22 protein-coding genes are annotated in these 23,761 nt (G+C 58.5%); 12 read left to right on the forward strand and 10 right to left on the reverse strand.

Going from position 1 to position 23,761, the window contains the following annotated elements; all coding sequences use genetic code 11:
• The first annotated feature begins 48 nt into the window (after positions 1–48).
• The 4 genes from AB6K10_RS18390 (at position 49) to AB6K10_RS18405 (ending at position 5,081) form a co-directional block, all read left to right on the forward strand.
• Positions 49–924 carry an AEC family transporter gene (locus tag AB6K10_RS18390; RefSeq protein WP_253017779.1) on the forward strand — a complete coding sequence of 292 codons (876 nt, stop codon included), beginning with the start codon at positions 49–51 and terminating at the stop codon, positions 922–924.
• 74 nt (positions 925–998) lie between these two features.
• On the forward strand, positions 999–2,195 hold the full coding sequence (locus tag AB6K10_RS18395) for a PQQ-dependent sugar dehydrogenase (protein WP_254436391.1): 1,197 nt from the start codon (positions 999–1,001) through the stop codon (positions 2,193–2,195).
• Positions 2,196–2,220: 25 nt separating this feature from the next.
• A complete protein-coding gene (locus AB6K10_RS18400; RefSeq protein ID WP_253017775.1) occupies positions 2,221–3,666 on the forward strand; it encodes a sensor histidine kinase in 1,446 nt (481 codons plus the stop codon).
• Between the two features lie 11 nt (positions 3,667–3,677).
• Positions 3,678–5,081 (forward strand): sigma-54 dependent transcriptional regulator, encoded by a 1,404-nt coding sequence (locus AB6K10_RS18405; protein WP_159342966.1) that lies wholly within the window; start codon positions 3,678–3,680, stop codon positions 5,079–5,081.
• Positions 5,082–5,121: 40 nt separating this feature from the next.
• On the opposite strand, the gene AB6K10_RS18410 is transcribed toward AB6K10_RS18405, so the two are convergent.
• Both AB6K10_RS18410 and AB6K10_RS18415 read right to left on the reverse strand, forming a co-directional pair.
• Positions 5,122–5,334 carry a hypothetical protein gene (locus AB6K10_RS18410; protein ID WP_159342967.1) on the reverse strand — a complete coding sequence of 71 codons (213 nt, stop codon included), beginning with the start codon at positions 5,332–5,334 and terminating at the stop codon, positions 5,122–5,124.
• A gap of 229 nt (positions 5,335–5,563) precedes the next feature.
• Entirely contained in the window at positions 5,564–6,001 is a 438-nt protein-coding gene (locus tag AB6K10_RS18415) for a hypothetical protein (RefSeq protein WP_159342968.1), read from the reverse strand.
• A 397-nt stretch (positions 6,002–6,398) separates the two neighbouring features.
• Between AB6K10_RS18415 and AB6K10_RS18420 the strand changes: the two genes are divergently transcribed.
• From AB6K10_RS18420 to AB6K10_RS18435, 4 genes are all read left to right on the forward strand, one after another.
• Positions 6,399–7,601, forward strand: coding sequence for a glycine betaine/L-proline ABC transporter ATP-binding protein (locus AB6K10_RS18420; RefSeq protein WP_285263011.1), 1,203 nt, complete (start codon positions 6,399–6,401; stop codon positions 7,599–7,601).
• Positions 7,601–8,437 (forward strand): proline/glycine betaine ABC transporter permease, encoded by an 837-nt coding sequence (locus AB6K10_RS18425; protein WP_159342971.1) that lies wholly within the window; start codon positions 7,601–7,603, stop codon positions 8,435–8,437. Before AB6K10_RS18420 ends, AB6K10_RS18425 begins: the two co-directional genes overlap by 1 nt.
• A 148-nt stretch (positions 8,438–8,585) precedes the next feature.
• On the forward strand, positions 8,586–9,458 hold the full coding sequence (locus AB6K10_RS18430; RefSeq protein ID WP_159342973.1) for a glycine betaine ABC transporter substrate-binding protein: 873 nt from the start codon (positions 8,586–8,588) through the stop codon (positions 9,456–9,458).
• Positions 9,459–9,686: 228 nt separating this feature from the next.
• Positions 9,687–11,327, forward strand: a complete 1,641-nt coding sequence (locus AB6K10_RS18435) for a BCCT family transporter (protein WP_339119536.1) — start codon at positions 9,687–9,689, stop codon at positions 11,325–11,327.
• Between the two features lie 81 nt (positions 11,328–11,408).
• On the opposite strand, the gene AB6K10_RS18440 is transcribed toward AB6K10_RS18435, so the two are convergent.
• The 3 genes from AB6K10_RS18440 to AB6K10_RS18450 all read right to left on the reverse strand — a co-directional run bounded on the left by AB6K10_RS18440 (position 11,409) and on the right by AB6K10_RS18450 (position 14,702).
• On the reverse strand, positions 11,409–12,134 hold the full coding sequence (locus AB6K10_RS18440; protein WP_339119537.1) for a 3'-5' exonuclease: 726 nt from the start codon (positions 12,132–12,134) through the stop codon (positions 11,409–11,411).
• Between the two features lies 1 nt (position 12,135).
• Complete coding sequence (locus AB6K10_RS18445; RefSeq protein WP_285263008.1) at positions 12,136–14,046, reverse strand: DUF294 nucleotidyltransferase-like domain-containing protein; 1,911 nt, start codon at positions 14,044–14,046, stop codon at positions 12,136–12,138.
• Between the two features lie 266 nt (positions 14,047–14,312).
• Positions 14,313–14,702, reverse strand: coding sequence for a DUF4168 domain-containing protein (locus tag AB6K10_RS18450; RefSeq protein WP_159342979.1), 390 nt, complete (start codon positions 14,700–14,702; stop codon positions 14,313–14,315).
• Between the two features lie 146 nt (positions 14,703–14,848).
• Between AB6K10_RS18450 and AB6K10_RS18455 the strand changes: the two genes are divergently transcribed.
• Both AB6K10_RS18455 and AB6K10_RS18460 read left to right on the forward strand, forming a co-directional pair.
• The gene (locus AB6K10_RS18455) at positions 14,849–15,772 is read left to right on the forward strand and encodes a DMT family transporter (protein WP_253017767.1); all 924 of its coding nucleotides are present in this window, start codon (positions 14,849–14,851) and stop codon (positions 15,770–15,772) included.
• Between the two features lie 117 nt (positions 15,773–15,889).
• A complete protein-coding gene (locus AB6K10_RS18460; RefSeq protein WP_159343809.1) occupies positions 15,890–16,579 on the forward strand; it encodes an EAL domain-containing protein in 690 nt (229 codons plus the stop codon).
• 7 nt (positions 16,580–16,586) lie between these two features.
• On the opposite strand, the gene mtgA is transcribed toward AB6K10_RS18460, so the two are convergent.
• The 4 genes from mtgA to AB6K10_RS18480 form a co-directional block, all read right to left on the reverse strand.
• Positions 16,587–17,303 (reverse strand): monofunctional biosynthetic peptidoglycan transglycosylase, encoded by a 717-nt coding sequence (gene mtgA / locus AB6K10_RS18465; RefSeq protein WP_159342981.1) that lies wholly within the window; start codon positions 17,301–17,303, stop codon positions 16,587–16,589.
• 10 nt (positions 17,304–17,313) lie between these two features.
• Entirely contained in the window at positions 17,314–18,168 is an 855-nt protein-coding gene (fghA, locus tag AB6K10_RS18470) for an S-formylglutathione hydrolase (protein ID WP_159342982.1), read from the reverse strand.
• Positions 18,169–18,250: 82 nt separating this feature from the next.
• Positions 18,251–19,360, reverse strand: a complete 1,110-nt coding sequence (locus tag AB6K10_RS18475) for an S-(hydroxymethyl)glutathione dehydrogenase/class III alcohol dehydrogenase (RefSeq protein WP_159342983.1) — start codon at positions 19,358–19,360, stop codon at positions 18,251–18,253.
• 65 nt (positions 19,361–19,425) lie between these two features.
• The gene (locus AB6K10_RS18480) at positions 19,426–20,415 is read right to left on the reverse strand and encodes an MBL fold metallo-hydrolase (protein ID WP_339119538.1); all 990 of its coding nucleotides are present in this window, start codon (positions 20,413–20,415) and stop codon (positions 19,426–19,428) included.
• A 124-nt stretch (positions 20,416–20,539) separates the two neighbouring features.
• Here AB6K10_RS18480 and AB6K10_RS18485 point away from each other — a divergent pair, with 124 nt between their 5' ends.
• A complete protein-coding gene (locus AB6K10_RS18485) occupies positions 20,540–21,427 on the forward strand; it encodes a LysR family transcriptional regulator (RefSeq protein WP_339119539.1) in 888 nt (295 codons plus the stop codon).
• On the opposite strand, the gene AB6K10_RS18490 is transcribed toward AB6K10_RS18485, so the two are convergent.
• Complete coding sequence (locus AB6K10_RS18490) at positions 21,424–22,791, reverse strand: L-serine ammonia-lyase (protein ID WP_172514801.1); 1,368 nt, start codon at positions 22,789–22,791, stop codon at positions 21,424–21,426. The two genes, AB6K10_RS18485 and AB6K10_RS18490, sit on opposite strands and share 4 nt — an antisense overlap.
• A 186-nt stretch (positions 22,792–22,977) precedes the next feature.
• Between AB6K10_RS18490 and AB6K10_RS18495 the strand changes: the two genes are divergently transcribed.
• Complete coding sequence (locus AB6K10_RS18495; RefSeq protein WP_339119540.1) at positions 22,978–23,622, forward strand: hypothetical protein; 645 nt, start codon at positions 22,978–22,980, stop codon at positions 23,620–23,622.
• Positions 23,623–23,761 lie beyond the last annotated feature (139 nt).

Here is a 23,761-nt window from a genome sequence, read left to right on the forward strand (position 1 = left end):
CCGCCTAATTACCCACAATAGGCGGCCGATGATCGTCAAGGAACGTTAATGCTCGCTGAACTCTTCGCCGTCATGGCCCCTGTATTGGCCGGTGCCGGGCTAGGCTTTCTATGGGTTCGCCTCGGCCAACCCTACCCCGTCGATTTTGTGACACGCCTCGTTTTCAATATTGGTACGCCCGCGCTGGTGCTGGCGTCGCTGTCTGGGGCAACGATCGATGCCAGCACGTTCGGTCAAGTCATGCTGGCTGCCGCCCTGGTGATCGTCGGCATGGGGGCCGCTAGTTTTGCCGTTGCCAAGGTGCTGCGCCGAGATTGGCGAGTGCTCATCGCGCCGATGATGTACCCCAACACGGGCAATATGGGGCTGCCGGTGGTGCTGTACGCCTTTGGCAGCGCGGGCTTTGCTTACGGCATTACGGTGATGGTGACGGTTTCGTTGTTTCAGTTCACCTTGGGGGCGGTGCTCAGTAGCCAGGGCAACCCGGTTAAAACTCTGCTCAAAACCCCGACGGTGTACGCCATCGCCATCTCCATGGCGCTGCTGCTGACCGATACCCCGCTGCCCCTATGGATGGCCAACACGGTCGATCTCATGTCGGGCTTCACCGTACCGCTCATGCTCATCACCCTCGGCGTATCGCTGGCTAGCATTCAGGTGAAAAGCCTGCGCTCTGGGGTTGGCTTTAGTCTCATCCGTATTCCGCTGGCCGCGGCGGCTGCGTGGCTTATCGCTGGCTGGCTAGGTCTGCCACCGCTGGCGCAGAACATTCTGGTGGTACAGATGTGCATGCCGGTGGCGGTCTTCAACTATTTATTCGCCCAACGTGCCCAGCGCGAACCGGCCTATGTGGCCAGCCTCGTGTTCTGTTCGACCTTGATGGCGCTGTTCTATTTACCGGCCTTGCTGGCGCTGCTGATGTAGCGCCGGGAACCCCTGCCCGTCGTTGGCAGTCACTGCTAGACTACTACTGACGTTGCGCCACTCGAGGACATACAATGCCAATGCGACACTCCCTGCCCGTTCGACCGCAAACGCCACACCCCCGCTCGCTCTGCCATCGCGCCGTTCGCTGGGTGGCCCCTTGCGTCACGGGGCTTCTGCTCGCCAGCGCAGCTCATGCGGACGTCGTTCACCAAGCATTAGACACCGAGCATCTAGCCCTCACCATCGAGCGCGTGGCCGACGGCCTCGACAACCCTTGGGCGGTGGCGTTCTTGCCCGATGGCCGCTATCTGGTCAGCGAGCGCAGCGGGGGGTTGAACCTCGTCGACGCCGAGGGACGCATCGAGGCGTTGAGTGGCCTGCCCCGAGTCAGCCAAAACGGTCAGGGGGGCCTGCTCGATGTGGCGCTGCACCCTGAGTTCGGCGACGGCGAACACGATTGGATTTACTTCACCTGGAGCAAGCCAGAAGGCAGTCAAAGCCGCTCGGCGCTCTCGCGCGTCAAGTGGCAAGACGACGCTTTGGGCGAGGTCGAGCATTTGTTCGAGCAGGATCGCGCCTCCTCTCCCGGCCGGCACTACGGTTCCCGCTTGGCGTGGCTCAAAGATGGCACGCTACTCATGAGCATTGGCGACCGCGGCGTCGACCCTTCCCGCGCCCAAGCCCGCGATGACCACGCAGGCTCTACGCTGCGGCTCACCGAGACCGGCGACGTGCCAGATGACAACCCCTTCGTGGATGACGACGATACGCTGGATGAGATTTACACCCTAGGCAACCGCAATATTCAGGGCATGACCGTGCTAAGCAATGGCGAGCCCTGGGCCACCGAGCACGGCCCGCGCACCGGCGATGAGTTGAACCAGATCGTGCCTGGCAACAACTACGGCTGGCCGGAGGTGAGCCTGGGCAACGATTACGCCACCAACGAACCCATTGGTGTGGAATCCAAACCCGGCATGGAAGACCCGGTCTATCGCTTCGATGGGCGCTTTGCCCCTTCGGGTCTTGCCGAAGTGACCAGCGATGCCTTTGAGCCCTGGCAAGGAAGCCTGCTGGCGGGTGGCCTTGGCAGCCAAAAGCTGCTGCGCCTCACCCTCGACGAGGGCCAAGTGGCCGACGAAGAGCTGATTCTGGATGGCGAGATTGGCCGCATCCGCGACGTGCGCCAAGGGCCCGATGAGGCGATTTACTTGCTAACCGACGGCAGCCAAGGCAGCCTTTACCGCCTGACACCGACCGAGCGCTAATCTCGAGCCACCACCAGGAAGCACGATGCGACTACGTAACCTCATCATTTTAACGGTCATCGTACCGCTGTTCGTGATTCTGGTGGTGTTTAGTCTAGTGGCGATCAAATCGCTGGAAGACAACGTGCGCTCCAAGCTGCAAACCGAAGTCGAGATCATCACCCGCGCACTCAGCACCTCGCTGAGCTACGCAGTGGCCCGCGACAGCGCCACGCCGTTGGAAGAAGCGCTGCAATCGGCGTTTTCGTTTCACCGCATTTATGGCGCTTACGTATTCGACCCCCAAGGCCGAGAAATATACGGCCTGGGCCTGGGGAAAGACCTGTTCACGCCAGAAGAGATCCAACAGGTCATCGCCACCGACGACATGCACAGCAGCTACCGTCAGCAAGAGGGCTGGACCTACTACTCCGCGCTGACGCCCCTGCGCACCCAAGATGGCACCGTGCAGGGCGTGCTGCAGGTGAACCGCCTCAATACCGGCATCGAGAACTACACCGGGTTTATTAGCATCGTGGCCGTACTGGTCTTCGTGATTGGGGCAGCGGGCATCGTGTTCAGCATTTGGTGGGGATTTCGCCACTATATCGAGCGGCCGCTCAACCGCCTGCTGCGCGTCATGCTGCTCGTCGAAGATGGCGACCGCAGCCAGCGGGCCACGGCAGATGGCCCCACGGAGTATCGCCGCCTTGCGTCGGGCTTGAACGGCATGCTGGACGCCATGGCCGAAAAAGATCGCGACATCGATGCGCGACAGCGGCGCGAAATCGAGCTGGAAAAGCGTCTACGCAAGTCCAAAAAGCTCGCCGAACTGGGCGTGCTCGCCGCTGGGGTCGCCCACGAGATCGGCGCCCCTTTGACGGTCATCAATGGCCAAGCTCAGCGCTTGGCTCGCCGTCATACGATTGGCGACGATGAGCGGGCACGGCTTGGCCGCATTCGTGGCGAAGTGGAACGCATCGTCGAGATCGTCCGTCAGCTGATGGAACTTGGCCGACAACATAACGTGGAGAAAGGACACCAAGCGCTCGATCAGCTTATCATCAGTGCCAGTGAGCTGGTCGAAGAGGAGTTGGAACCACGAAATATCCATCTGGATATTGATCTTCCTACTCCGACCCCCCATTTATTGGTCAATGGTCAGCAAATCGTTCAAGTGCTGACCAATTTATTACGCAACGCCGCCCAAGCTCCCCAGGTCAGCCATATCCGTGTGCGCGCGCAGGCACACAGCGAAGAGCTGACCCTTTGGGTAGAAGACGACGGGCCTGGCATCCCAGCTTCGCACCATCATCAAGTGTTCGATCCATTTTTCACCACCAAGCCGGTGGGCCAAGGCAGCGGCTTGGGATTATCGATGGTGCACCGCATTATTAACGACCACGGCGGGACGATTGGCGTATTTGACAGCGCGCTTGGCGGCGCTGGCTTTGAAATTACGCTACCCCTTAGTGAAACCGCATCCGCTTGAGGACGACGTTTGTGACCCATCAGGAACACCTTTTACCGTTATTGGTGGTGGAAGATGACGCCGCTATCCGTGAGTTATTAGAGGAAGAGCTCAACGACGCGGGCTACGACACACTGGGTGTCCCCAGCGCAGAAGAGGCCATTGCTCTGCTGAGCCATACGCCGGTGGCCATGATGATTACCGATGTACGGCTACCGGGCATGACCGGCATTCAGTTACTTCAACAGCTCCGCCAGAGCGGCAGCGAGCTTGGCATCATCGTGATTACCGCATTTGGCACCATTGACCAAGCGGTTGAGGCCCTCAAGTTAGGGGCGGACGACTTTTTGACCAAACCTCTGGATTTAGACGCTATCCGCGAGGCCGTTTTTCGCGTACTGGAGCGCCAGCGTTTGTCCCTTTCCCATGATACGGAACTTAGCCATTTTCACGGCATCGTGGGCAAGAGCCCGGCCATGCAGTCGCTGTTTCACGATGCGTCGCGGTTGGCGAAAAGCGATGCGCCTATTTTGATTTTGGGTGAAAGCGGTACCGGGAAAGAGCTGCTGGCCCGAGCGATTCATCAGGAGAGCAGCCGCCACGATGCTCCGTTCGTGCCCGTGAACTGCGCCAGCATTCCTGCCGACCTGATGGAGAGCGAATTTTTTGGCCACGTGAAAGGCGCCTTTACCGGCGCTAACGAGGCCCGTAAAGGCCTATTTCACAGCGCCCAGGGCGGCAGCCTGTTTCTCGATGAGATTGGCGAAATGCCGATCAATCTGCAGGCCAAGCTGCTGCGCGCCCTGCAAGAGAAAACCGTTCGCCCAGTGGGGGGCGAGCGCGAGGAGCCGGTGGACGTGCGCATCATTGCCGCCACTCACCGCCACTTGGAAAAAGAGATCGAGCAGGAGAACTTCCGAAGCGATCTGTTTTACCGCCTGGAAACATTCTCACTGCGCATTCCACCGCTACGCGAGCGCGGCACGGATATCGAACACCTGGTCTTTGCGTTGATCGACAAACACGCGGAAGCCCAGGACAAACAGATCGAGCAGATCGAGCCGGAGGCCCTCAACAGCCTGTTGAACTACAGCTACCCAGGCAACGTACGCGAACTGGAGAATGCAATCATGCGCGCGGTCACACTAAGCGAAGCGGGCGTGCTGCAGCATCAGGACCTGCCCGAACGCCTGCGCGAACAATCCAGCCAGCAAAAGAGCAGTGCCGACACCACGCCTACGCTCAGCGGTGAGGTGCTGCCCGGCACCCAGATCCCGGCACCCGCACCGGCCCGCTGGCCGAGCCTAGAAGAGGTCGAGAAGCGCTATATTCGCAAGGTGTTGGAAGCCACAGGTGGGAATAAACGGCGCACGGCCGAAGTGCTGGGGATTGCCCGCCGCACGCTCTACCGGCGGTTGGAAGATAGCGAAGAGTAATCCCATGCCGGTCGCCGTTCGACGACCGGCTTTTTAACGCCTACTCCGTGACGCCCTCGCCGGGCGACTCCCGTGTTGCCTGGCCGTCGTTCGCCATGGGCCCGGTATCCATGGGCTCTTGAGGTTCGTCTGCCGGTGCTTCTGAATCGGTGGTCGGTGCCTCTGAATCGCCGCACCCCGTCAGCACGCCTGCCATGAGCAGTGCGCTCAGCAGTAACGCCAACCCACGCGCGTTGTGTAATCGTGACATCATGTCGTTCTCCTTCCTTGATCATGGGCAAACAGCCGCCAAGGCAGCGACTGCTCCCCTAACCTTAGCGGCTGTCCGCGATCTTGCAAAACCGAGCGCCACCCGGCATGCACCGCCCTAAGGCAAAAAAAAGCCCCCGCGGGCGCGGGGGCGAAAAGGATGGTAAACCGCGTGGAGCAGCCGCAGGGAACAGACAGCTGGGTCGGCCTACCATCGTAGGGAGCGTTGACGACTATTGGCCGTTAGTCATGTCTTCCTCTTCATCGCCACTAGGGGCGTCATCGGTACCCGCTTCATCGGCACCGGGCATGGGGTCGGTACCTTCACCGAAACCAGGATTCTCTTCAGGATCGTTTGCGGAGGCCGCCGATGTATTCTCTTCCGGCATGGGCGCCTGCTCATCAGGCATCGGCTCTTGCGCTGCTGCCGGGTCGTCACCCAGGCCGGGGTCTTCGTTCATCGGCTCGTCTGCCATGGCAGGCTCGTTCTCAGCAGCCGGGGCGGTGGAGGTGGTGGCATCCTGCTCCAGCGTGTCGGGCTGCTGTGCCGGGGGCATCTCCTCGTCGCCATTACCACAGCCAGCCAAGGCCAGGGTGCTGACGGTTGCCGCTAACATACACAGCGTCAGTACACGTGGACGCTTACGCGGTTGGCTCACTTGCTTGTCCATAAGGGTTGCCTCCATTGACGACTAACGTGCTTGCGTCACTTGCCAAGCATTTCTAAAACGATACCTTCACACTTCGTGCCAACATCCACATAAAATAATTTTTAAGTTTAAAAAACAATATCTTAAAAACAAAATCAGGATGCCATCCGCTGTCATGACAGGGTCATAGACGGGGGTTCAAAATGGCACATGTGGCGTAAATTGACGGGATGGACGGGAGCGTTGTGGCACATCCCGCTCACTTATGTATAATAATTTGTAATAACTTATCAAATATAATCTTAACTTCTACTTATGAACCGTTTTGTGTCGCTGCTTGCAGGAAGCACGTAAAGGCCGCAGGTAAGCGCATTGAGTAACGACACAAGGCTGCTCATTCAATCAAAAGGCACCGCTGATGGACGAGACACGCCCTGTCAAAATTCAGGTACGCGGCTTGAGCAAGGTATTTGGCAAGCAGCCCAAAAAAGCACTCGAGCTACGCGACCAAGGCCTCAAGCGCCCTGAAATTCTCGAAAAAACGGGCCAAACCCTGGGCCTTTCCAATATCTCCTTCGACGTTTACGAAGGCGAGCTACTGGTCATCATGGGCCTATCGGGTTCGGGTAAATCGACCCTGATTCGCTGCTTGAACCGCCTCATCGACACCACCGAAGGTGAGATCGTCATTGATGGCGAAAACATCCCAACGCTGGGCGAAAAGGCCCTGCTGGAGTGCCGCCGTCGCCACTTCTCGATGGTGTTTCAAAACTTCGCGCTCTTTCCTCACCGCACGGTTCAGCAGAACGCCGAGTTCGGCCTGGAAATTCGCGGCGTCGAAAAATCGGAGCGCCAGTCGATTGCTCATAACGCGCTGAAGCAAGTGGGCTTGGAAGGCTGGGAGGACGCCTACCCAAACCAGCTGTCGGGCGGCATGCAGCAGCGCGTCGGGCTTGCCCGCGCCTTGGCGAACGATGCCAGCGTTCTGCTGATGGACGAGGCCTTCTCGGCCCTCGACCCGCTGATCCGGAAAGATATGCAGCAAGAGCTTCTGCAGCTGCAAACCAAAATGCAGAAAACCACCGTCTTCATCACCCACGACCTGGATGAAGCGCTCAATATCGGCGACCGCATCGTGCTGCTAAAAGATGGTGAAGTCGTACAAATCGGCACGCCGGAAGAGATCCTCACCAAGCCCGCCGATGACTACGTCCGCCGCTTTATTGAAGGGGTGGACCGCTCGCGCATTTTGACCGCCGAGAGCGCCATGCGCCCGGTGCGCACCACCGCACGGGACAGCGACGGCCCGCGAACGGCGCTGCACCGTATGCGCGATCACAGCATCGATTCCATTTACGTGACCGACCGTGACCGCCAACTGCTCGGGCTACTCGAAGCCGATGCGGCCAGCCGTGCCATCGAGGAAAAAGCCGAGACCATTACCCATCACCTGACTCAGGACTTCCGCAAAGTGCCGCCAGACGAGCCGCTGCAACACCTCTTCGCCATGTTTAGCGAAAAGAGCTACCCGATTGCGGTGGTGGATGAGCAGCAGCGCCTGCTGGGCGTTGTGGTGAAAGGCGCGGTACTGGATGAACTGGCACGAGCAGGAGAGCAGTAATGGAGATCGCACGTATTCCTTTAGGTAGCTGGATCGAAAGCGGCCTGACGTGGCTGACCAGCGAATACTCCGTCGTGACGCGCGGCATTTCCCGCGTGACGCAAACAGGGATCAACAGCCTCAACGATGGCCTGATGTGGCTACCCGAGTGGGCACTGCTGGCGATCATTGCGCTGCTGTGCTGGAAACTCGCCAGTACTCGCCTGGCCATTGGTGCAGTTGCCGGGCTGGCGTTGATCTGGAATCTAGGGCTTTGGAACCCGATGATCGAGACGCTGACGCTAGTGGTGATTGCTACGCTAGTGGCGGTGGTCATTGCCTTACCCGTGGGGATTGCCGCGGCGCTTTCCGAGCGGCTCTACCGACTGATCATGCCCGTGCTGGACTTCATGCAGACCATGCCCGCGTTCGTGTACCTGATTCCTGCCATTCCGTTCTTCGGGATTGGCTCGGTCTCGGCGATTTTCGCCACGGTCATCTTCTCCATGCCTCCTGCGATTCGTTTTACCACGCTGGGCATTCGTCAAGTGCCGACCGAGCTCATCGAAGCTGCCGACGCCTATGGTGCCACGCGGGGCCAAAAACTGTTCAAAGTACAGCTACCGCTTTCGCTGCCCACGGTGATGGCAGGCATCAACCAGACCATCATGCTGGCGCTGTCGATGGTGGTGATTGCGGCCATGATCGGTGCCGATGGCTTGGGTAGCGAAGTGTGGCGCGCCATTCAGCGTCTACGCCCGGGCGACGGCTTCGAAGCAGGGATCGCCGTGGTGATCCTGGCCATGCTGCTAGACCGCCTGACGCAATCACTGCGCAAATCGCGCCGCTCATCATAGCACTCGACGCTGCGTTGACCCGGGCACTTGAACCACCGGTCATGAGTGACCATGCTGAACGGGTCAACCGATCACTTAGGTTAAGACAAGAAAGACCTCTTCATACCGCAGTGGTGAGTGCCACTGCCCATCAACAGGGAGCAAGTGAATGAAAACGCATACGTTGAATCACCGCATCCGCCTCGCCTCTATGGCCCTGGTCGCCGGTACTGGCCTCGCCGCTGGCAGCCTGGCCCACGCACAGGACCAGGGCACGATCAACCTGGCCTACGTGGAGTGGTCGTCTGAAGTCGCCTCCACCAACGTCATGGCGGCGGTACTCGAGCAAGCAGGCTTCGAAGTGGAGCTGACGTCTCTGTCCGCGGCGGCAATGTTCCAAGCGCTCTCCACGGGCGATGCCGATGCCATCGTGGCCGCTTGGCTGCCCACCACCCACGCGGACTACATGGAGCGCGTCGGTGGCAATACCGAAGACCTGGGCCCCAACCTGGATGGCACCAAACTCGGCTTGGTCGTACCTGAGTACACCGACGTGGACTCCATTGCCGATCTGAACGACAACGCCGACAGCTTCAACGGCGAGATCATCGGTATTGACCCCGGTGCAGGCCTAATGGCACTCACCGAAGAGGTTGTGGATACCTATGACCTTGGGCTGGACCTGCGCAGCGGCAGCGGCGCCACCATGACAGCGGCCCTGGCCAGCGCCATTCAAAACGAAGAGGACGTGGTCGTCACCGGCTGGACTCCGCACTGGATGTTTGCTCGTTTCGATCTGAAATACCTCGAAGACCCGGAAAACGTCTACGGCGGTGCCGAGCAGATCCATACCGTGGTTCGTAGCGGCCTGGAAGAGGACATGCCCGACGCGTATGCCATCCTGGATGCCTTCGAGTGGACGCCCGAGCAGATGGGCGAAGTCATGCTGATGAACCAGGAAGAAGGCAGCGACCCCTACGACAATGCCAAACAGTGGGTAGAAGAGAACCAAGACGTCGTCGAGCAGTGGCTCAATAGCTAACGCCCGCTCATAAGCGTTTAATGACAGGGGGCTACGGCCCTCTGTTGTCGTTATAGTTATGTCGCTTTTTCGTGGTAATGTGCCCGCGCGTTGAATAAAGATTAAGCAACGTTTGCTACTGTTACTGATGTAATGCACGCCTGCTACCGCACCCATGGATGACCAGAGGGAAACCGCTGGTCCATCAACGTGCGTTTAGCGGTTTCTGTCCGACATGGAGAGGCTCCCGTGGATAATCCTGACTCTAAGCGTCCCGCTGATGAGCCGGTATCAGAAGGCATCCCCGCCCCTGATGGTCCGGCCAACCTGATCGATACCGACTACGTGATCGGTCAAGACAACATCACGACGAGTGCAATGGGCTTCAACCTTGACCTGCACGGCAAGGTATTCACCATTTCTGCGCTCATCGTGCTGCTGTTTGTGGTACTGACTCTTGCTCTGCAAGACATGATTGCACCGGTTTATGATTCCATCTTTGGCTTTTTGACCGGCAACCTGGCCTGGTTCTTCATTTTAGCCGCCAATATCTTCGTCATCCTCTGCCTGGGTTTGATCGTATCGCCCCTGGGTAAAATCCGAATTGGCGGGGCAGATGCCAAACCGGACTTTACCTACACCGGCTGGTTCTCGATGCTGTTTGCGGCCGGTATGGGCATCGGGCTGATGTTCTTTGGCGTCAACGAACCGCTGACGCACTTTGGCACCTCTCTCGATGGTGGCGATTGGGCACCGTTGGCTGGCGCTGAAGGCGATGCGGCGGGTGCGGCGGCACTCGGCATAGCGGCGACGATCTTCCACTGGGGTCTGCACCCGTGGGCGATTTATGCCGTCGTAGCGCTGTCACTGGCGCTATTCTCGTTCAACAAAGGCTTGCCGCTCTCCATGCGCTCGGTGTTCTACCCGCTGCTGGGTGAGCGCGTGTGGGGCTGGCCGGGGCACTTGATCGATATCCTGGCGGTCTTTGCCACGCTGTTTGGTCTGGCCACGTCGCTGGGCTTGGGCGCCACCCAAGCCGCTGCCGGTTTGACCTACCTGTTTGGCGCGCCGGAAAGCGACATCACGATGATTCTGTTGATCATCGGCATCACCATGATCGCGATCTGCTCGATCGTGGCCGGGGTCGATAAAGGCGTACAGCTGCTATCGAAAATCAACATTGCCATGGCCGCCGCGCTGCTGTTCTTCGTGATCGGTGTCGGCCCCACGCTGCTGATTGCCACTGGCTTCTTCGAAAACCTGGTGAACTACGTGGTTCACCTGCCGGCGCTATCGAACCCGTTTGGCCGTGAAGACGCGAACTTCAGCCAAGGCTGGACGGCCTTCTACTGGGCGTGGTGGATCTCCTGGTCTCCGTACGTCGGTATGTTCATCGCGCGGGTATCCCGTGGCCGTACCGTTCGTGAATTCCTGATCTCCGTACTGATCGTACCGTCGGTCGTTTCGGTTCTGTGGATGACGACGTTCGGTGGCACCGCCATCGACCAGTACGTCAGCCAAGGCATAGAAGCCGTGCGCGATGCGGGCGTGGATCTGCAGCTGTTTATCATGCTGGAGCAACTGCCGCTCTCGCAGATCACCTCGTTCATTGCCATCGTGCTGGTCATCGTCTTCTTCGTGACCTCGTCGGATTCCGGGTCGCTGGTGATCGACTCCATCACCGCAGGCGGCAAGGTGGATGCCCCGAAACCGCAGCGCGTGTTCTGGGCGATCATCGAAGGTGCGATTGCCATTGCGCTGCTGCTGGGCGGTGGTTTGACCGCACTGCAGACCATGGCCGTCTCTACCGGGTTCCCGTTCACCATCATTCTTCTGGTGGCGTGTTACGCCATCATCAAAGGCTTGATGAGCGAGCCCAAAGCGGTCTAACGATCTGCTTTACCTAGGTAAGACGCAAACGGGCAGCCCATGGGCTGCCCGTTTGCCTATCAGGGTGGAGAGATTCAAGCGTTAACACCACAGCGCTTTTAAGGGCGTGCCTGGCGTATAGCGATTGGCGATTTGCGCCTGCAAAAGCTCCGCGGTGGCCAGCGCGTCGACCAGCGCATGGTGCCCTTGATAGGCAGGCAAACCGTAGCGCTCACGACTGGCGTTGAGGCGAATCGATACCGGCGGCCGACCTAACCAACGGCGGAAACGAGCCCACAGAGTTTGACGATGCAGTCGCGCTTCCAGCGACATGGTATCGATCATTGGAAACAGCACCCCTTCGCCCCGGCGCGCCTTCACTGCCGCATCGAGAAAGGGGCGTTCGATGTTTCGAAAGTGAACCACCACGATACGCCCTGCCAGCACCGTCAACAGTTCATCCAACACGTCATCGAGGTCTGGCGCATCGGCGATCTCCGAGTGCGTGATGTGGTGATAAGCAATCGACGTCTCGTCCAGCGGCCGGGATGGCTTCACGACCCAGTAACGGCGTTGGGCCATGGGAATACGCCCCAACGTAAATGGTACGACGCCAATACTGACAATCGCATGGCGGCGCTCGTCGAGCCCAGTGGTTTCCATATCCAGCGCCACCATGGGCACTTCCGACAAGGGGGTATCCGGGTCGGGCATGGGCGTGTCGAAAAAGCGCTTCAACATCTCGTCTTGGGCCCGCTCGGCCCGGGCGGCCATATAGCCCTGCCAGTCGGCCTGGGTGACTTTTTGGCGCGGTCGTATGCCGTGCATATCAGCGCCCCTGCCGTTGGGTGGGAACGGGGTAGCGGAACTTCAAAAACTTCTGGGCATTGCTCAACACCTGAAATGCGTCTTTCAGGGTATGGCGTTCGCTATCTTCCACGTTCTCGGGCTCGATGTTGTTATCCGGCTCACGCTCCTCCTGCAGGTCGATCATTTGATGGCGTATCCGCGACATGCACAAAAACTCGAACGCATAGTTCAGCTTGTCGCTGACACCCGTCGCCAGCAGCTGGGTTTTGCTGATGTCGTCCAGACGCTGGAAAGAGTTTTGCGCTTTGGAACCGCAGGCCAAGGCATGCACACGAATCAAATCCACCATCGGTGCCGTACCGCGCCGCTTGAGATTGATGGAGTTATTGTGCTTGCCATCTTTCTCCATCACGAAGGTGCGGAAAAAGCCGAGGGGTGGGGTTCGATTGAGCGCATTGCGCGCCATGGCCGCCAGGAACAGCGGCGACTTGGGAGCGGTTTGGGCAATCAAATCCTGGAGCGTTTCGACGAACAAATCTTCCCCATAGATGCTATCCAGATCGAAAAAGATCGAGCTGTGCAGCAGTTTCTCGGGGGTTGGGTTCGCCATCCAGTCCTGAAAATAGCGCTTCCATACCGCCAGCGGCTGACGCCACTGGCGGTTGGTCGCCATCACGTCGCCCTTACAGTAGGTGTAGCCACAGGCGGCCAGGCCATCGCTGACGAACGCCGCCAGGGCACGAAAATACTCGTCGTGCTCTTCGGGAACGAAGTCGTCAGAAAGAATCAGCGCGTTGTCCTGGTCGGTGACGATGCTCTGCTCATTACGCGCCATGGAGCCATTGACCATATAGCAATAAGGCACTGGCGGCGGCCCGAGGGTATCTTCGGCCAGCTCCAGCAACCGGCGAGTGAAACTGCGTCCAATCGTGGAGAGCGCGCTGCCCACCATTTGCGAGTTCGCCCCCTCCTGCACCATGCGTACGAACGCCGCTCGAACGTCCGGTGCCAGCTTGGCCAGCCCCTGGGCGCTGGACTGGTTGAAGATATTGCTCACCAGATAAAGGCCGCTATGGGTTTCGTAGCGAATGATATCCGATAGGTGCACCACGCCTACCGGGCGCTGGCGATACAGCACGGGCAGGTGATGAACGTTGCTACGCAGCATGGTCAGCATCGCTTCATAGACCGAGGCATCGGACTGGATGGTAATGAGTCGTTCCGAAATCACCTCTCCGATGGGGGTCGTGGGCGATAGACCTTCGGCCACGACGCGCGTGCGAAAGTCGCTGTCAGTGAGAATGCCGCACATCTGCCAAGTTTTGCCCTCGCTATCCTGGAAGCTATAGCGGGGGTTATCGCTCCCCTCATTGATGACCAGCACCGCAGACGCTTGGGCGTCGATAATCTGTCGAGCTGCCTGCTGTACGCTGGTGGTGGATTCGACCATCACCGGGTAGCGAGTGACCAGTTTGCGAATGCGGGTCACCATCATGTCGTTCGACTTCTTCTGCTGCTCGGCGGCGGTCTCTAGCCGCGGACGCTCTAGCTCGACGAAATCGGCGAAGTCGTCATCCTCTTCGCATAGACGTTGAAACACTGCGTCGGGGATAAAGTAAATCAGCGTGTCTTCGATAGCCTTGGCGGGAAAACGCACCTTGTGGTTACGCAACAGGCTGAAGTGGCCAAAGATATCGCCCTCACCTAGGCGGTTATAGAGCTCGCCCTGGCGGCGATACACCTCAACCGCACCGCTGCGAATGTAGCAAAGCTCATTCAGCGTATCGTTCAGCGTCAGAATATCGCTATCCGTTTTGAAATAGCTGACTTCTACCTGCTCGGCAATGGCGTCCAGCAACTCATCCGACAAACCATCAAACGGGGGAAACTGCCCCATGTGTTGGCGTATTTCTAATAACTCGACGTCCATACGCTCTCCTGCTGGGCGCTGACTCTATTGAACGGACGGTGCTTTGACGAGAGTGGTGTCGTCAAGGGCTAAGTTTGTCGTGAACACTCGCCATGGACAACCCTTTGAAGGTGAAACGAAAGAGCGGGACGGATAGCCCGACACGAAAAAGCCCAGCGCACGAGCGCTGGGCTTTGGTCGACTTGCGGTGTGGCGGATACTTCGCACGTTAAGGAAAATCTGGCACTATCCGCATAGCCTTGAATGAAACATTCAACTCATGGCGTTTACGACTGGCTCGCCATTTCTTGAACGCGCTGCATCATTTCCGGATCTTGCTGGATGGATTGACCGATAGCGTTGAAGGTATCGACATCCAAGCCGCTGTCTTCGACGACTTCGATCATGCGGTCATTGGCTTCAGCGCGAACTTCCTGCTGTGCGGTTTCGTCTTCTGCTTCCTGCAGACGCTGTGTGTACTCTTGTGAGATCACGGCGATTTCTTGAGAAGCATCGGCGAACTGCTGTAGCTGCTGATCAGAAAAATCCTGAGCCGGGGCTTGCTGAGTGGCCATTGGATCTTGCGCTTGACCTTCAGCTTGTTGGGCGTGAGCGGTGCCCGCCATCAGACCCGTGGCGAGAAGTGCAGCAGAGAACAAAGCAGTCATACGTTGCATGGTAAGAAACCTCATTGGCGCGTTATGAATGTGCCCAGTGTGACGCGTCGTTTGGGCGCTGGTTCAATCTTTTATGTAAAACTCAGTAACAAAAAGAACAAAACGTAAGTTATCTACCCCATGAATCATGCTATCCCAGGAGCACTATGTCTATTAATTTCAAAATGTTAGGAGAGAAAGACGCCGCCTCCCTTGGGCTGGCCGCCATGCCAGGGCTTTTCGTTCTGCTCTGGAGCACCGGCTTTATCGGCGCGAAGTTTGGCCTGCCCTACGCCGAACCTTTCACCTTTTTGTTCATCCGTTTCGTGCTCACACTGCTGCTGTTGCTGCCATTGACGTGGCTGATGCGCATTGCCTGGCCTTCATCACCTACGTTATGGAAACATATTGCGGTATCGGGTTTGCTGGTCCACGGCACCTATCTGGGCGGCGTGTTTTACGGCATTTATTTAGGCATGCCCGCCGGCTTGGCCGCCCTACTGGTTGGCCTACAGCCACTGCTCACGGCGGCCTGCGCGGGACCGTTGCTAGGCGAGCGGCTGACCAAACGACAGTGGTGTGGTCTGCTCTTGGGCTTACTCGGCATCAGTTTGGTACTGGGTAGCAAGCTGGAACTCGGCAGTACGCTTTTTAGCGGGTTCGGGGTTGGGGCGCTGGTGAGCGTGATGGCCGCCCTGATGGGTATTTCGCTGGGCACGCTGTACCAAAAGCGTTACTGCACCAGCATGCCGCTGCTATCGGGCGCGGTCATCCAGTACATGGCGGCGGGCGCACTGCTGGGGGTAGGTGCCCTGCTTTTCGAAAGCCGCGAGGTGGAGTGGAGCACGACGTTCATACTGACGCTTGGTTGGCTCGTGCTGATTCTGTCGATTGCCGCTATCCTGCTACTGATGGCATTGATAAAGAAGGGGGAGGCTTCCCGCGTGGCGAGTCTCTTTTATCTCGTGCCACCGGTCACTGCGCTACAGGCGTGGTGGCTATTCGATGAGCGTTTGCCGCTGCTTGGCTTGGCAGGCATGGTCATCGCCATTATGGGCGTGGTCATGGTCGTGCGCCCCTCGACGACATAACCAATACGAAAAAAGACGAATCTTCCAGGGCTTGGAAAAATGACTGCACAACCTCACTGCGCCAGGGTCAACGGCGTCTGCAACCGGTGCGATACGCCGGTTCCCTTCGCCTTTACGATGGCCTTTCAACCCATCGTCGATGTCGCTCAGCGACAAGTGGTGTACTACGAAGCACTGGTTCGCGGCGTGAACGGTGAATCGGCGTTTTCGATCCTGGATCAAGTGACCGATGAACTCATGTATCGCTTCGACCAAGCCTGCCGCGTCAAGGCGATCGAATTGGCCAGCGAGCTGGGCATGAACGCGCGGCTGTCGATCAACTTTCTACCGAATGCCGTGTACGAACCAGAAGCCTGCATTCAGTCCACGCTCGAAACATCACACCGCGTGGGCTGGCCAGCCGAAAGACTCAATTTTGAAATTACCGAGACCGAGCGCGTGGTCGACCGCGCGCACATGCGTTCGATCATCGACTGCTACCGGCGAATGGGCTTCACCACATCGCTGGACGACTTTGGCAACGGCTACGCTAACCTGGATTTATTGACCGATCTTCGCCCCGACACGCTCAAAATCGACCGAGAATTGGTCATGGATTGCGACAGCAACGTGCGCCGTCAGGCCATCCTCAAAAGCATGGTGTCACTGGCTCGCACCTTGGGAACGCAACTCGTGGCCGAAGGCGTCGAGACCCGAGAAGAGTCTCGCTGCCTTCTGGCACTGGGTATTTCGGTGCAGCAGGGGTACTATTTTGCCCGCCCTCAAGTGGGCGAGCTCCCCACCGTTGCGCTAGAAAGATACGAGTAGCGCGGCGCTATAACCGTTCGAGGTAGGCAGTGCCGCCCAGGTTGCGCATCTGCTGACGAATCCACTGGCTGCGACGCTCGACCTGGGCGTCGGGACGGGAGGCACTGCGGGTGCGCGGACTCGGTAGAATGGCAGCCAACAGGCTCGCCTGACGTTCGGTCAGCGCACTGCCTGAGGCACCGAAGTAGTGGCTGGCGGCCGCCTCCAGACCGAACACGCCGGTATCCCACTCGGCAACGTTGAGGTAGACCTCTAAGATCCGCTGTTTACCCCATAGCGTTTCGATCAGCAGCGTGAACCACGCCTCCAGCCCTTTGCGTATCCAGCTACGTCCACTCCACAAGAACACGTTTTTAGCGGTTTGCTGGCTCAAGGTACTGGCGCCACGCAGCCGCTCGCCGTCTCGGCTCGCTTCCCAGGCACGACGCATCTCGACGAAATCGAACCCGCGATGCTGGGGAAAACGCTGATCCTCGGCGGAGATCACTGCCAGCTTGGCATTGCTGGACAACTGCTCCCAACCACGCCACTGGCGCTGAATATCGATGGGCTCGCTGTTGATCCAGCTCTGCACTTTACGCTCGACCATCACCATGGAGCCAGGCGGGGGCACGAAGCGAAATAGCAGCACCAGGGCAACCGAGAGCACCACGAAACCAAGCGCACCACGCCAGAGAAGACGCCATAACAGACGAAGAAAGCGGCGCAGCGCGCGATTGAGCATCTCGGAATCCTTAGCGTTTCATGAGGTGTTCCGCATGATAGCGCAAATGATCCTCGATGAACGAGGCGATGAAGAAGTAGCTATGATCGTACCCCGGCTGGCGACGCAGCGTCAGCGGGTGGTCGTGCTCGTCACACACGGCTTCCAGACGCTCCGGCATGAGCTGCTCTTCCAAGAACTGATCCGCTTCGCCCTGGTCGATGAACAGACGCTGGCGGGACGCCCCGTTGGCCACTAACTCGCAGGCATCGTACTGGCGCCAGCGCGACTGGTCGTCGCCCAAGTAGCTGGTAAAGGCTTTTTGGCCCCAAGGGCAATTCATCGGGTTCACGATAGGCGCAAAGGCGGAGACCGAGCGGAACCGACCCGGATGGCGCAGGGCAAGAATGAGCGCGCCGTGACCGCCCATGGAGTGGCCGCTGATCGATTCGCGCCCGTTGACGGGAAAGTGCTGGCGCACGACCGAGGGCAGCTCTTCGATCACGTAGTCGTACATACGGTAGTGCGACTTCCACGGCGCCTGGGTGGCATTCACGTAGAAGCCCGCCCCAGAGCCGAGATCGTAACTATCGTGCTCGCCGGGAAGATCGGTGCCACGCGGGCTGGTATCCGGACAGACAATCGCCACACCTAATTCGGCGGCAATTCGGTGCGCGCCGGCCTTCTGCATGAAGTTTTCGTCGTTGCAGGTCAGGCCCGATAGCCACCACAGCAGCGGCACGCGCTCGTTTTCCGCTTGCGGCGGCAGGTACACGGCGAACACCATGTCGCAGTCCAGCGCCCGGGAGTAGTGGCGGTAGCGCTTGTGCCAGCCACCGCAGCTGCGGTTGGCCGACACCAGTTCTAAAGTTTCACTCATGCTCATGGGGCAGGCTCCTTAGAAGATGAAAACGCGGCGGGTCTCCCCTACCGCGTTCGTTTACCCGGTTTCTTAAGCTCGATGATACTCAGTAATGCAGCACGGTACGAATGCTCTTGCCCGCGTGCAGCAGGTCGAAGGCTTCGTTGATCTTCTCGAACGGCATATCGTGGGTAATGAAGTCGTCGATGTTGAGCTCGCCGTTCATGTAGCGCTCCACGTAGCCCGGCAGCTCGCTGCGGCCCTTCACGCCGCCAAAGGCGGAGCCTTTCCACACGCGGCCAGTAACTAGCTGGAACGGACGTGTGGAGATCTCTTCGCCAGCGCCTGCCACGCCGATGATGATCGATTCCCCCCAGCCCTTGTGGCAGCACTCTAGCGCCGAGCGCATGACGTTGACGTTACCGATACACTCGAAGGAGTAGTCGACGCCGCCATCGGTCATATCGACGATAACCTGCTGGATCGGGTCGCTGTAATCTTTCGGGTTGACGAAGTCCGTCGCGCCGAACTGCTTGGCCAGGGCGAATTTATCCGGATTGACGTCGATCGCGATAATCTTGGACGCTTTGGCCATCACCGCGCCCTGAATGACCGCCAACCCAATGGCGCCCAACCCAAACACGGCAATGGTCGACCCCGGCTCTACTTTGGCGGTGTTCAAGACGGCACCGATACCGGTGGTCACGCCGCAGCCCAGCAGACAGATTTTGTCCATGGGCGCTTCTTTGGACACCACCGCCAGCGACACCTCCGGCAGCACCGTGTACTCGCTGAACGTCGAGGTGCCCATGTAGTGATGCAGCATCTTGCCGTCTAGCGAGAAGCGCGACGTGCCGTCCGGCATGACGCCTTTACCCTGTGTGGCACGTACGCTGCCACACAGGTTGGTTTTACCCGAGAGGCAGAATTTACACTTGCCACACTCTGCGGTGTAGAGCGGGATGACGTGGTCACCCGGCTTTACGCTGGTAACGCCTTCCCCCACTTCTTGAACGACACCCGCGCCTTCATGGCCGAGTACCGCTGGGAAGTTACCTTCTGGGTCAGCGCCGGAGAGCGTATAGGCATCGGTGTGGCACACGCTGGTGGCGGCCATTTTGACCAGCACTTCTCCAGCCTTCGGACCTTCTACATCGATCTCCACCAGCTCGAGTGGCTTACCCGCTTCGAGCGCAACTGCCGCACGTGATTTCATGGTCACTCCTATGGATTCGCAGTGGGCGAGCACGCCGCGACGTGCTCGTCTAAAAAGGGGGTGAGTTACTCGCTATCGCCAGAAACCGGCCCAAACTCAATGGGCAGCCAGCGGTAGCCTTCCTCGTCTTCGACGATATGACCAATGCCCGGGAACGGCATGTGAGCACCGGCCACCCAGTGCTTCTCATCGACCGCACTCTCTAGCACGGCTTCACGGGTGCGCACCGCCTGCTCAGGGTCGGAATCGAACTCGATGGCAACGCTAGGGTCGGCAAACTGCACGCCGTAGCTGTGGACGACATCGCCCCAGACCAACATGGCGTCGTCGTCACTGTTGAGCATAAAGCTCGCATGGCCCGGCGTATGGCCGTGCGTATCCTGCGCGACGATACCCATCAGCAGCTCATCGCCCGGCACAAAGGGGCTGAACTGGCCAGCCTCTTGATAGGGCGCCACGGCCTCTTGTGCCATGGTAAAGAAGGCACGCTCCTCCTCTGGAAGCGCTTGAGAGCGCTCTTCGTCCAACCAGAAGTCAGCGTCGCCTTGGCTGGCGCGCAGCTCGGCATTGGGGTAGACCGCCTCACCGTTCTCATCCACCAAACCGCACACATGGTCCGGGTGCAGGTGGGTCATCAAGATCGTATCGACCTGTTCCGGTGCATAGCCCGACGCGCGTAAGTTCTGCTCGACCTGGCCCAGAGTGGGACCAAAGCACGCCGCCGACCCTGCATCAACAAGCACCAGGTTCTGGCCGGTGTGAATCAAAAAAGCGTTCACGGCAGTTTGCATGCCGTTCTCGGCATCGATGAACAATGCGTCGAGATGGCGCAGAATCTCGTCATGCTCCATGCCTTTTAAGAGCGAGGTGTCTAGTGTGGTATGGCCATCGTACAGCGCCGTCACTTCGGTATCGCCTACCATCATACGGAACCAACCCGATGCCTGCTCTTGCTGCTGGGCAGGCACCTCTGCCTGAGCGGCAGCGACCCAACCGGCGCTGATAGCAGCCACCAATGCACGCCGAGACCAGCGTGAAGAGATCATCGACATCATCAAACACTCCATGAAAACGCGAGATAGACCTGAAGTGTAGGTCAGCTAGGCGAGAAAGATAAAGCGGGATACACTCACAAGATTATTGCTCCTGAGCAACAATCTCTTTAATTAAGGGTTCGCCATGCAGCGCTGGGATCGTATCGAAGCCTTCGTCGAGGTGGTCAGGCTGGGCACCTTTTCCGCCGCCGCTCGACACCTCAAAGTCTCTACCTCGCATATCAGCCGTTTGGTCAGCCAGCTAGAGAACCAGCTAGGCGTGCAGCTACTCTACCGCACCACACGGCAGATTCGGCTGACCGATGCTGGGGCCTTGTACGCGGAGCACTGCCGCCATTTGTTCGATGGGCTGCGTGATGCCGAGCAGGCGATCAGCGAGCTGCAGGCCAAACCCCATGGGCTACTAAAACTGACCTCGGCAACGACTTTCGGTGAGCGCTACGTTGCCCCGCTGGTCAATGATTTCCAGCGCCTGCACCCCCAGTTGGAAGTACACATGCACTTCACCAATCGCCCAGTGGAGTTGATCGAAGAGGGTTTCGACATCGCCATTCGCATGGGCGTGTTGAAAGACTCCAGCCTGATTGCCCGGCGGCTGTGCGGACGCCGCGAATACGTGGTGGGCTCACAGGCCTATTTTCGTCAGGCGCCCCGTCCCCACACGCTGGGCGAACTGAGCCAACACCGCTGCCTGCTGGGGTCGCGCCCCAACTGGCTGTTCGAAGTGCACGGTCAGCGGCGAGAGGTCAAGGTAGAGGGGTGCTGGAGCAGCAACTCGGGGCCTGCCCTGCTGGATGCCGCCCTCAAAGGGCTGGGGCTCGCCCAGCTGCCGGATTACTACGTGGCGCCTTATCTGGCCAGTGGAGAGTTAGTGTCGGTGCTGGAGCCGTTCCAACACCACGACACGGCGGTGTGGGCGGTCTACCCGCGCCACCGCCACTTATCGCCCAAGATTCGTCAGTTGGTCGACCATTTGGTCGACCATATCCACACTCTGTTACCCGCTCATTAGCATTCGATGGCATTGACTGCGAGACCACCTTTCGAGGTCTCTTTGTACTTATCCTGCATATCGCGACCGGTATCGCGCATGGTGCGGATCACTTTATCCAGCGAGACGAAGTGGTCGCCGTCACCGTGTAGCGCCATGCGGGCGGCATTAATCGCCTTGACAGACGCAATCGCGTTGCGCTCAATACAGGGCACCTGGACGAGTCCTGCCACTGGGTCGCAGGTCAGCCCCAAGTTATGCTCCAGGCCAATTTCCGCAGCGTTTTCTACCTGCCGCGGCGTACCGCCCAGCACTTCGGCCAGCCCGGCCGCCGCCATGGCGCAGGCAGAGCCCACCTCCCCTTGGCACCCCACTTCAGCACCGGAAATTGAAGCGTTCTTTTTGCATAGAATGCCCATGGCACCGGCAGTCAGCAAAAAATTCACTACATCGGCATCGCAGGCGTCCGGCTCGAACTTTAGATAGTACGCCAGCACGGCGGGCACGATACCCGCGGCACCGTTGGTAGGCGCGGTCACCATTCGCTTACCAGCGGCATTCTCTTCGTTAACTGCCAGGGCAAACAGGTTGACCCAGTCCATCACGGTAAAACTGGTCACAATCAGGCGCTGATTGTCGGGCGGCGAGAGCAATTGCTGATGCAGTGAATGGGCGCGGCGGCGGACATTTAAGCCGCCCGGTAGGCGCCCGGTGGCCTCCAGGCCATTATCAATGCTCTGGCGCATGGCGTGCCAGATGGTGAGTAATTCGTCACGTATCGCGGCTTCGCTACGCCAAGCTTTCTCGTTTTCTAACATCAGCTCGCTGATGCTTAGGCCGTGCTGCTGGCACAGTGTCAGTAACTCATTTGCTGACTCAAAGGGATAAGGCAACGCTGTTTTGTCTTCATCCAGCCCGCCTCGGTCAGCGCAGGCCTGGTCCACATAAAATCCACCGCCCAGGGAGTAATAGGTGTTCGTACTGATCACCGTATCGCCTTCATACGCCGTGAGGACCATGGCGTTAGGATGAAACGGCAGGCAGGCCTCATCCCATTCGATATCACGTGCGCGCTGAAACGCTAGCGCTTGGCCGTTGGGAAGCCTCAATGGCTCGCTGTTATCCAATGCGGCTAAGCGTTCGGCGATAGTATCAAGGTCAACCGCCTCTGGCGTCTCGCCCATCAACCCCATCACCACGGCATTATCAGTGCCGTGACCGACACCAGTCGCTGCCAGCGAGCCGTGCAGCCTTACCACAACACGGCTCACCTTGGGCGCTGTCAGCGCCATGACGAAATCTCGCGCTGCCCGCATGGGCCCAACGGTATGTGAGCTGGATGGGCCAATGCCAATCCGAAACAGATCAAACACACTAATTGCCATAAAAGTGCCTGCCCCGAGAGGTAATTATTACGCTTGTAGCGTTACTTTGTAGCCTAACCGGCTAGCCGTCGAGCAATTCTCAGTTAGTTAGACGTGCGAGCATAGAAATGTGACGATATAATGAACATTCACCCCTGCATGTTTGCTTGCCTCCCGTAACATTTTATCTCCGATAAGGACACTGGTATGTCACCATCTCCTCCCTGGGCGATTAGCTTTCGCACCGCGCTACTTCGTGCCACTCTGTACACGCTCGCCATCGGCGGTATCGCCCAAGGCGGTTACCTGGAAGTGCTTTACCTGCCCGAGGTTCGCTACACCGAGCTTGGTTTTACCGAATTCACCCAAACCTTGGTATTGGCAAGCTGCTGCGCGCTACTGATCTATATTCGCCACGTATTGAACGTATGGCCCACCGTCACGCTGCTGCTGCTGGCGTTTATCGGTGCCTCGCTCGTGCGTGAGCAGGACTACTTTCTCGATCACTACGTGGCGGAAGACACCTGGAAATATCTCGTCGCGCTGATTGTGCTCCCTAGTCTTGGCTGGGTCATCTTTCACCGCCAGCGGTTTTTGGAAGAGTTTCGCCACTACAGCAACACCTTCTCGTTTGGTCTATTTGCGGCAGGTGTGCTGGTCACCTATATCTTTTCTCGCCTTTATGGACGCCAAGATTTTTGGCGAGCCGTGTTGCAAGAGCACTATATCCGTGACTTCAAAGACATTGCCGAAGAGGCCATCGAACTACTCGGCTACAGCTTGATTCTGTTTGCCACCATCGAGCTTCTCTTTCTCGCACGACGCATCTATCGCGCACGGCAAACACCTTAACCAATCACTTATCCCCCCCAGCCAAACACCGCTGACGCCCCGCATCAGCGGTGTTTCATTTTTTACATCTCCCTATACGTAAAGCCATTTGCGCCGCTTGCATTATCAACGTAGTGTCAGCCACCAAACCTACATGGGC

It is taken from the genome of Halomonas sp. BMC6 (assembly GCF_964204995.1).
Taxonomy (GTDB): Bacteria; Pseudomonadota; Gammaproteobacteria; order Pseudomonadales; family Halomonadaceae; genus Vreelandella.

Coding starts and splice junctions, on each gene's coding strand:
- AB6K10_RS18390 (WP_253017779.1), top strand. CDS start 49: ATGCTCGCTGAACTCTTCGCCGTCATGGCCCCTGTATTGGCCGGTGCC.
- AB6K10_RS18395 (WP_254436391.1), top strand. CDS start 999: ATGCCAATGCGACACTCCCTGCCCGTTCGACCGCAAACGCCACACCCC.
- AB6K10_RS18400 (WP_253017775.1), top strand. CDS start 2,221: ATGCGACTACGTAACCTCATCATTTTAACGGTCATCGTACCGCTGTTC.
- AB6K10_RS18410 (WP_159342967.1), bottom strand. CDS start 5,334: ATGATGTCACGATTACACAACGCGCGTGGGTTGGCGTTACTGCTGAGC.
- AB6K10_RS18415 (WP_159342968.1), bottom strand. CDS start 6,001: ATGGACAAGCAAGTGAGCCAACCGCGTAAGCGTCCACGTGTACTGACG.
- AB6K10_RS18420 (WP_285263011.1), top strand. CDS start 6,399: ATGGACGAGACACGCCCTGTCAAAATTCAGGTACGCGGCTTGAGCAAG.
- AB6K10_RS18425 (WP_159342971.1), top strand. CDS start 7,601: ATGGAGATCGCACGTATTCCTTTAGGTAGCTGGATCGAAAGCGGCCTG.
- AB6K10_RS18430 (WP_159342973.1), top strand. CDS start 8,586: ATGAAAACGCATACGTTGAATCACCGCATCCGCCTCGCCTCTATGGCC.
- AB6K10_RS18440 (WP_339119537.1), bottom strand. CDS start 12,134: ATGCACGGCATACGACCGCGCCAAAAAGTCACCCAGGCCGACTGGCAG.
- AB6K10_RS18445 (WP_285263008.1), bottom strand. CDS start 14,046: ATGGACGTCGAGTTATTAGAAATACGCCAACACATGGGGCAGTTTCCC.
- AB6K10_RS18450 (WP_159342979.1), bottom strand. CDS start 14,702: ATGCAACGTATGACTGCTTTGTTCTCTGCTGCACTTCTCGCCACGGGT.
- AB6K10_RS18455 (WP_253017767.1), top strand. CDS start 14,849: ATGTCTATTAATTTCAAAATGTTAGGAGAGAAAGACGCCGCCTCCCTT.
- AB6K10_RS18460 (WP_159343809.1), top strand. CDS start 15,890: ATGGCCTTTCAACCCATCGTCGATGTCGCTCAGCGACAAGTGGTGTAC.
- mtgA (WP_159342981.1), bottom strand. CDS start 17,303: ATGCTCAATCGCGCGCTGCGCCGCTTTCTTCGTCTGTTATGGCGTCTT.
- fghA (WP_159342982.1), bottom strand. CDS start 18,168: ATGAGCATGAGTGAAACTTTAGAACTGGTGTCGGCCAACCGCAGCTGC.
- AB6K10_RS18475 (WP_159342983.1), bottom strand. CDS start 19,360: ATGAAATCACGTGCGGCAGTTGCGCTCGAAGCGGGTAAGCCACTCGAG.
- AB6K10_RS18480 (WP_339119538.1), bottom strand. CDS start 20,415: ATGATGTCGATGATCTCTTCACGCTGGTCTCGGCGTGCATTGGTGGCT.
- AB6K10_RS18485 (WP_339119539.1), top strand. CDS start 20,540: ATGCAGCGCTGGGATCGTATCGAAGCCTTCGTCGAGGTGGTCAGGCTG.
- AB6K10_RS18490 (WP_172514801.1), bottom strand. CDS start 22,791: ATGGCAATTAGTGTGTTTGATCTGTTTCGGATTGGCATTGGCCCATCC.
- AB6K10_RS18495 (WP_339119540.1), top strand. CDS start 22,978: ATGTCACCATCTCCTCCCTGGGCGATTAGCTTTCGCACCGCGCTACTT.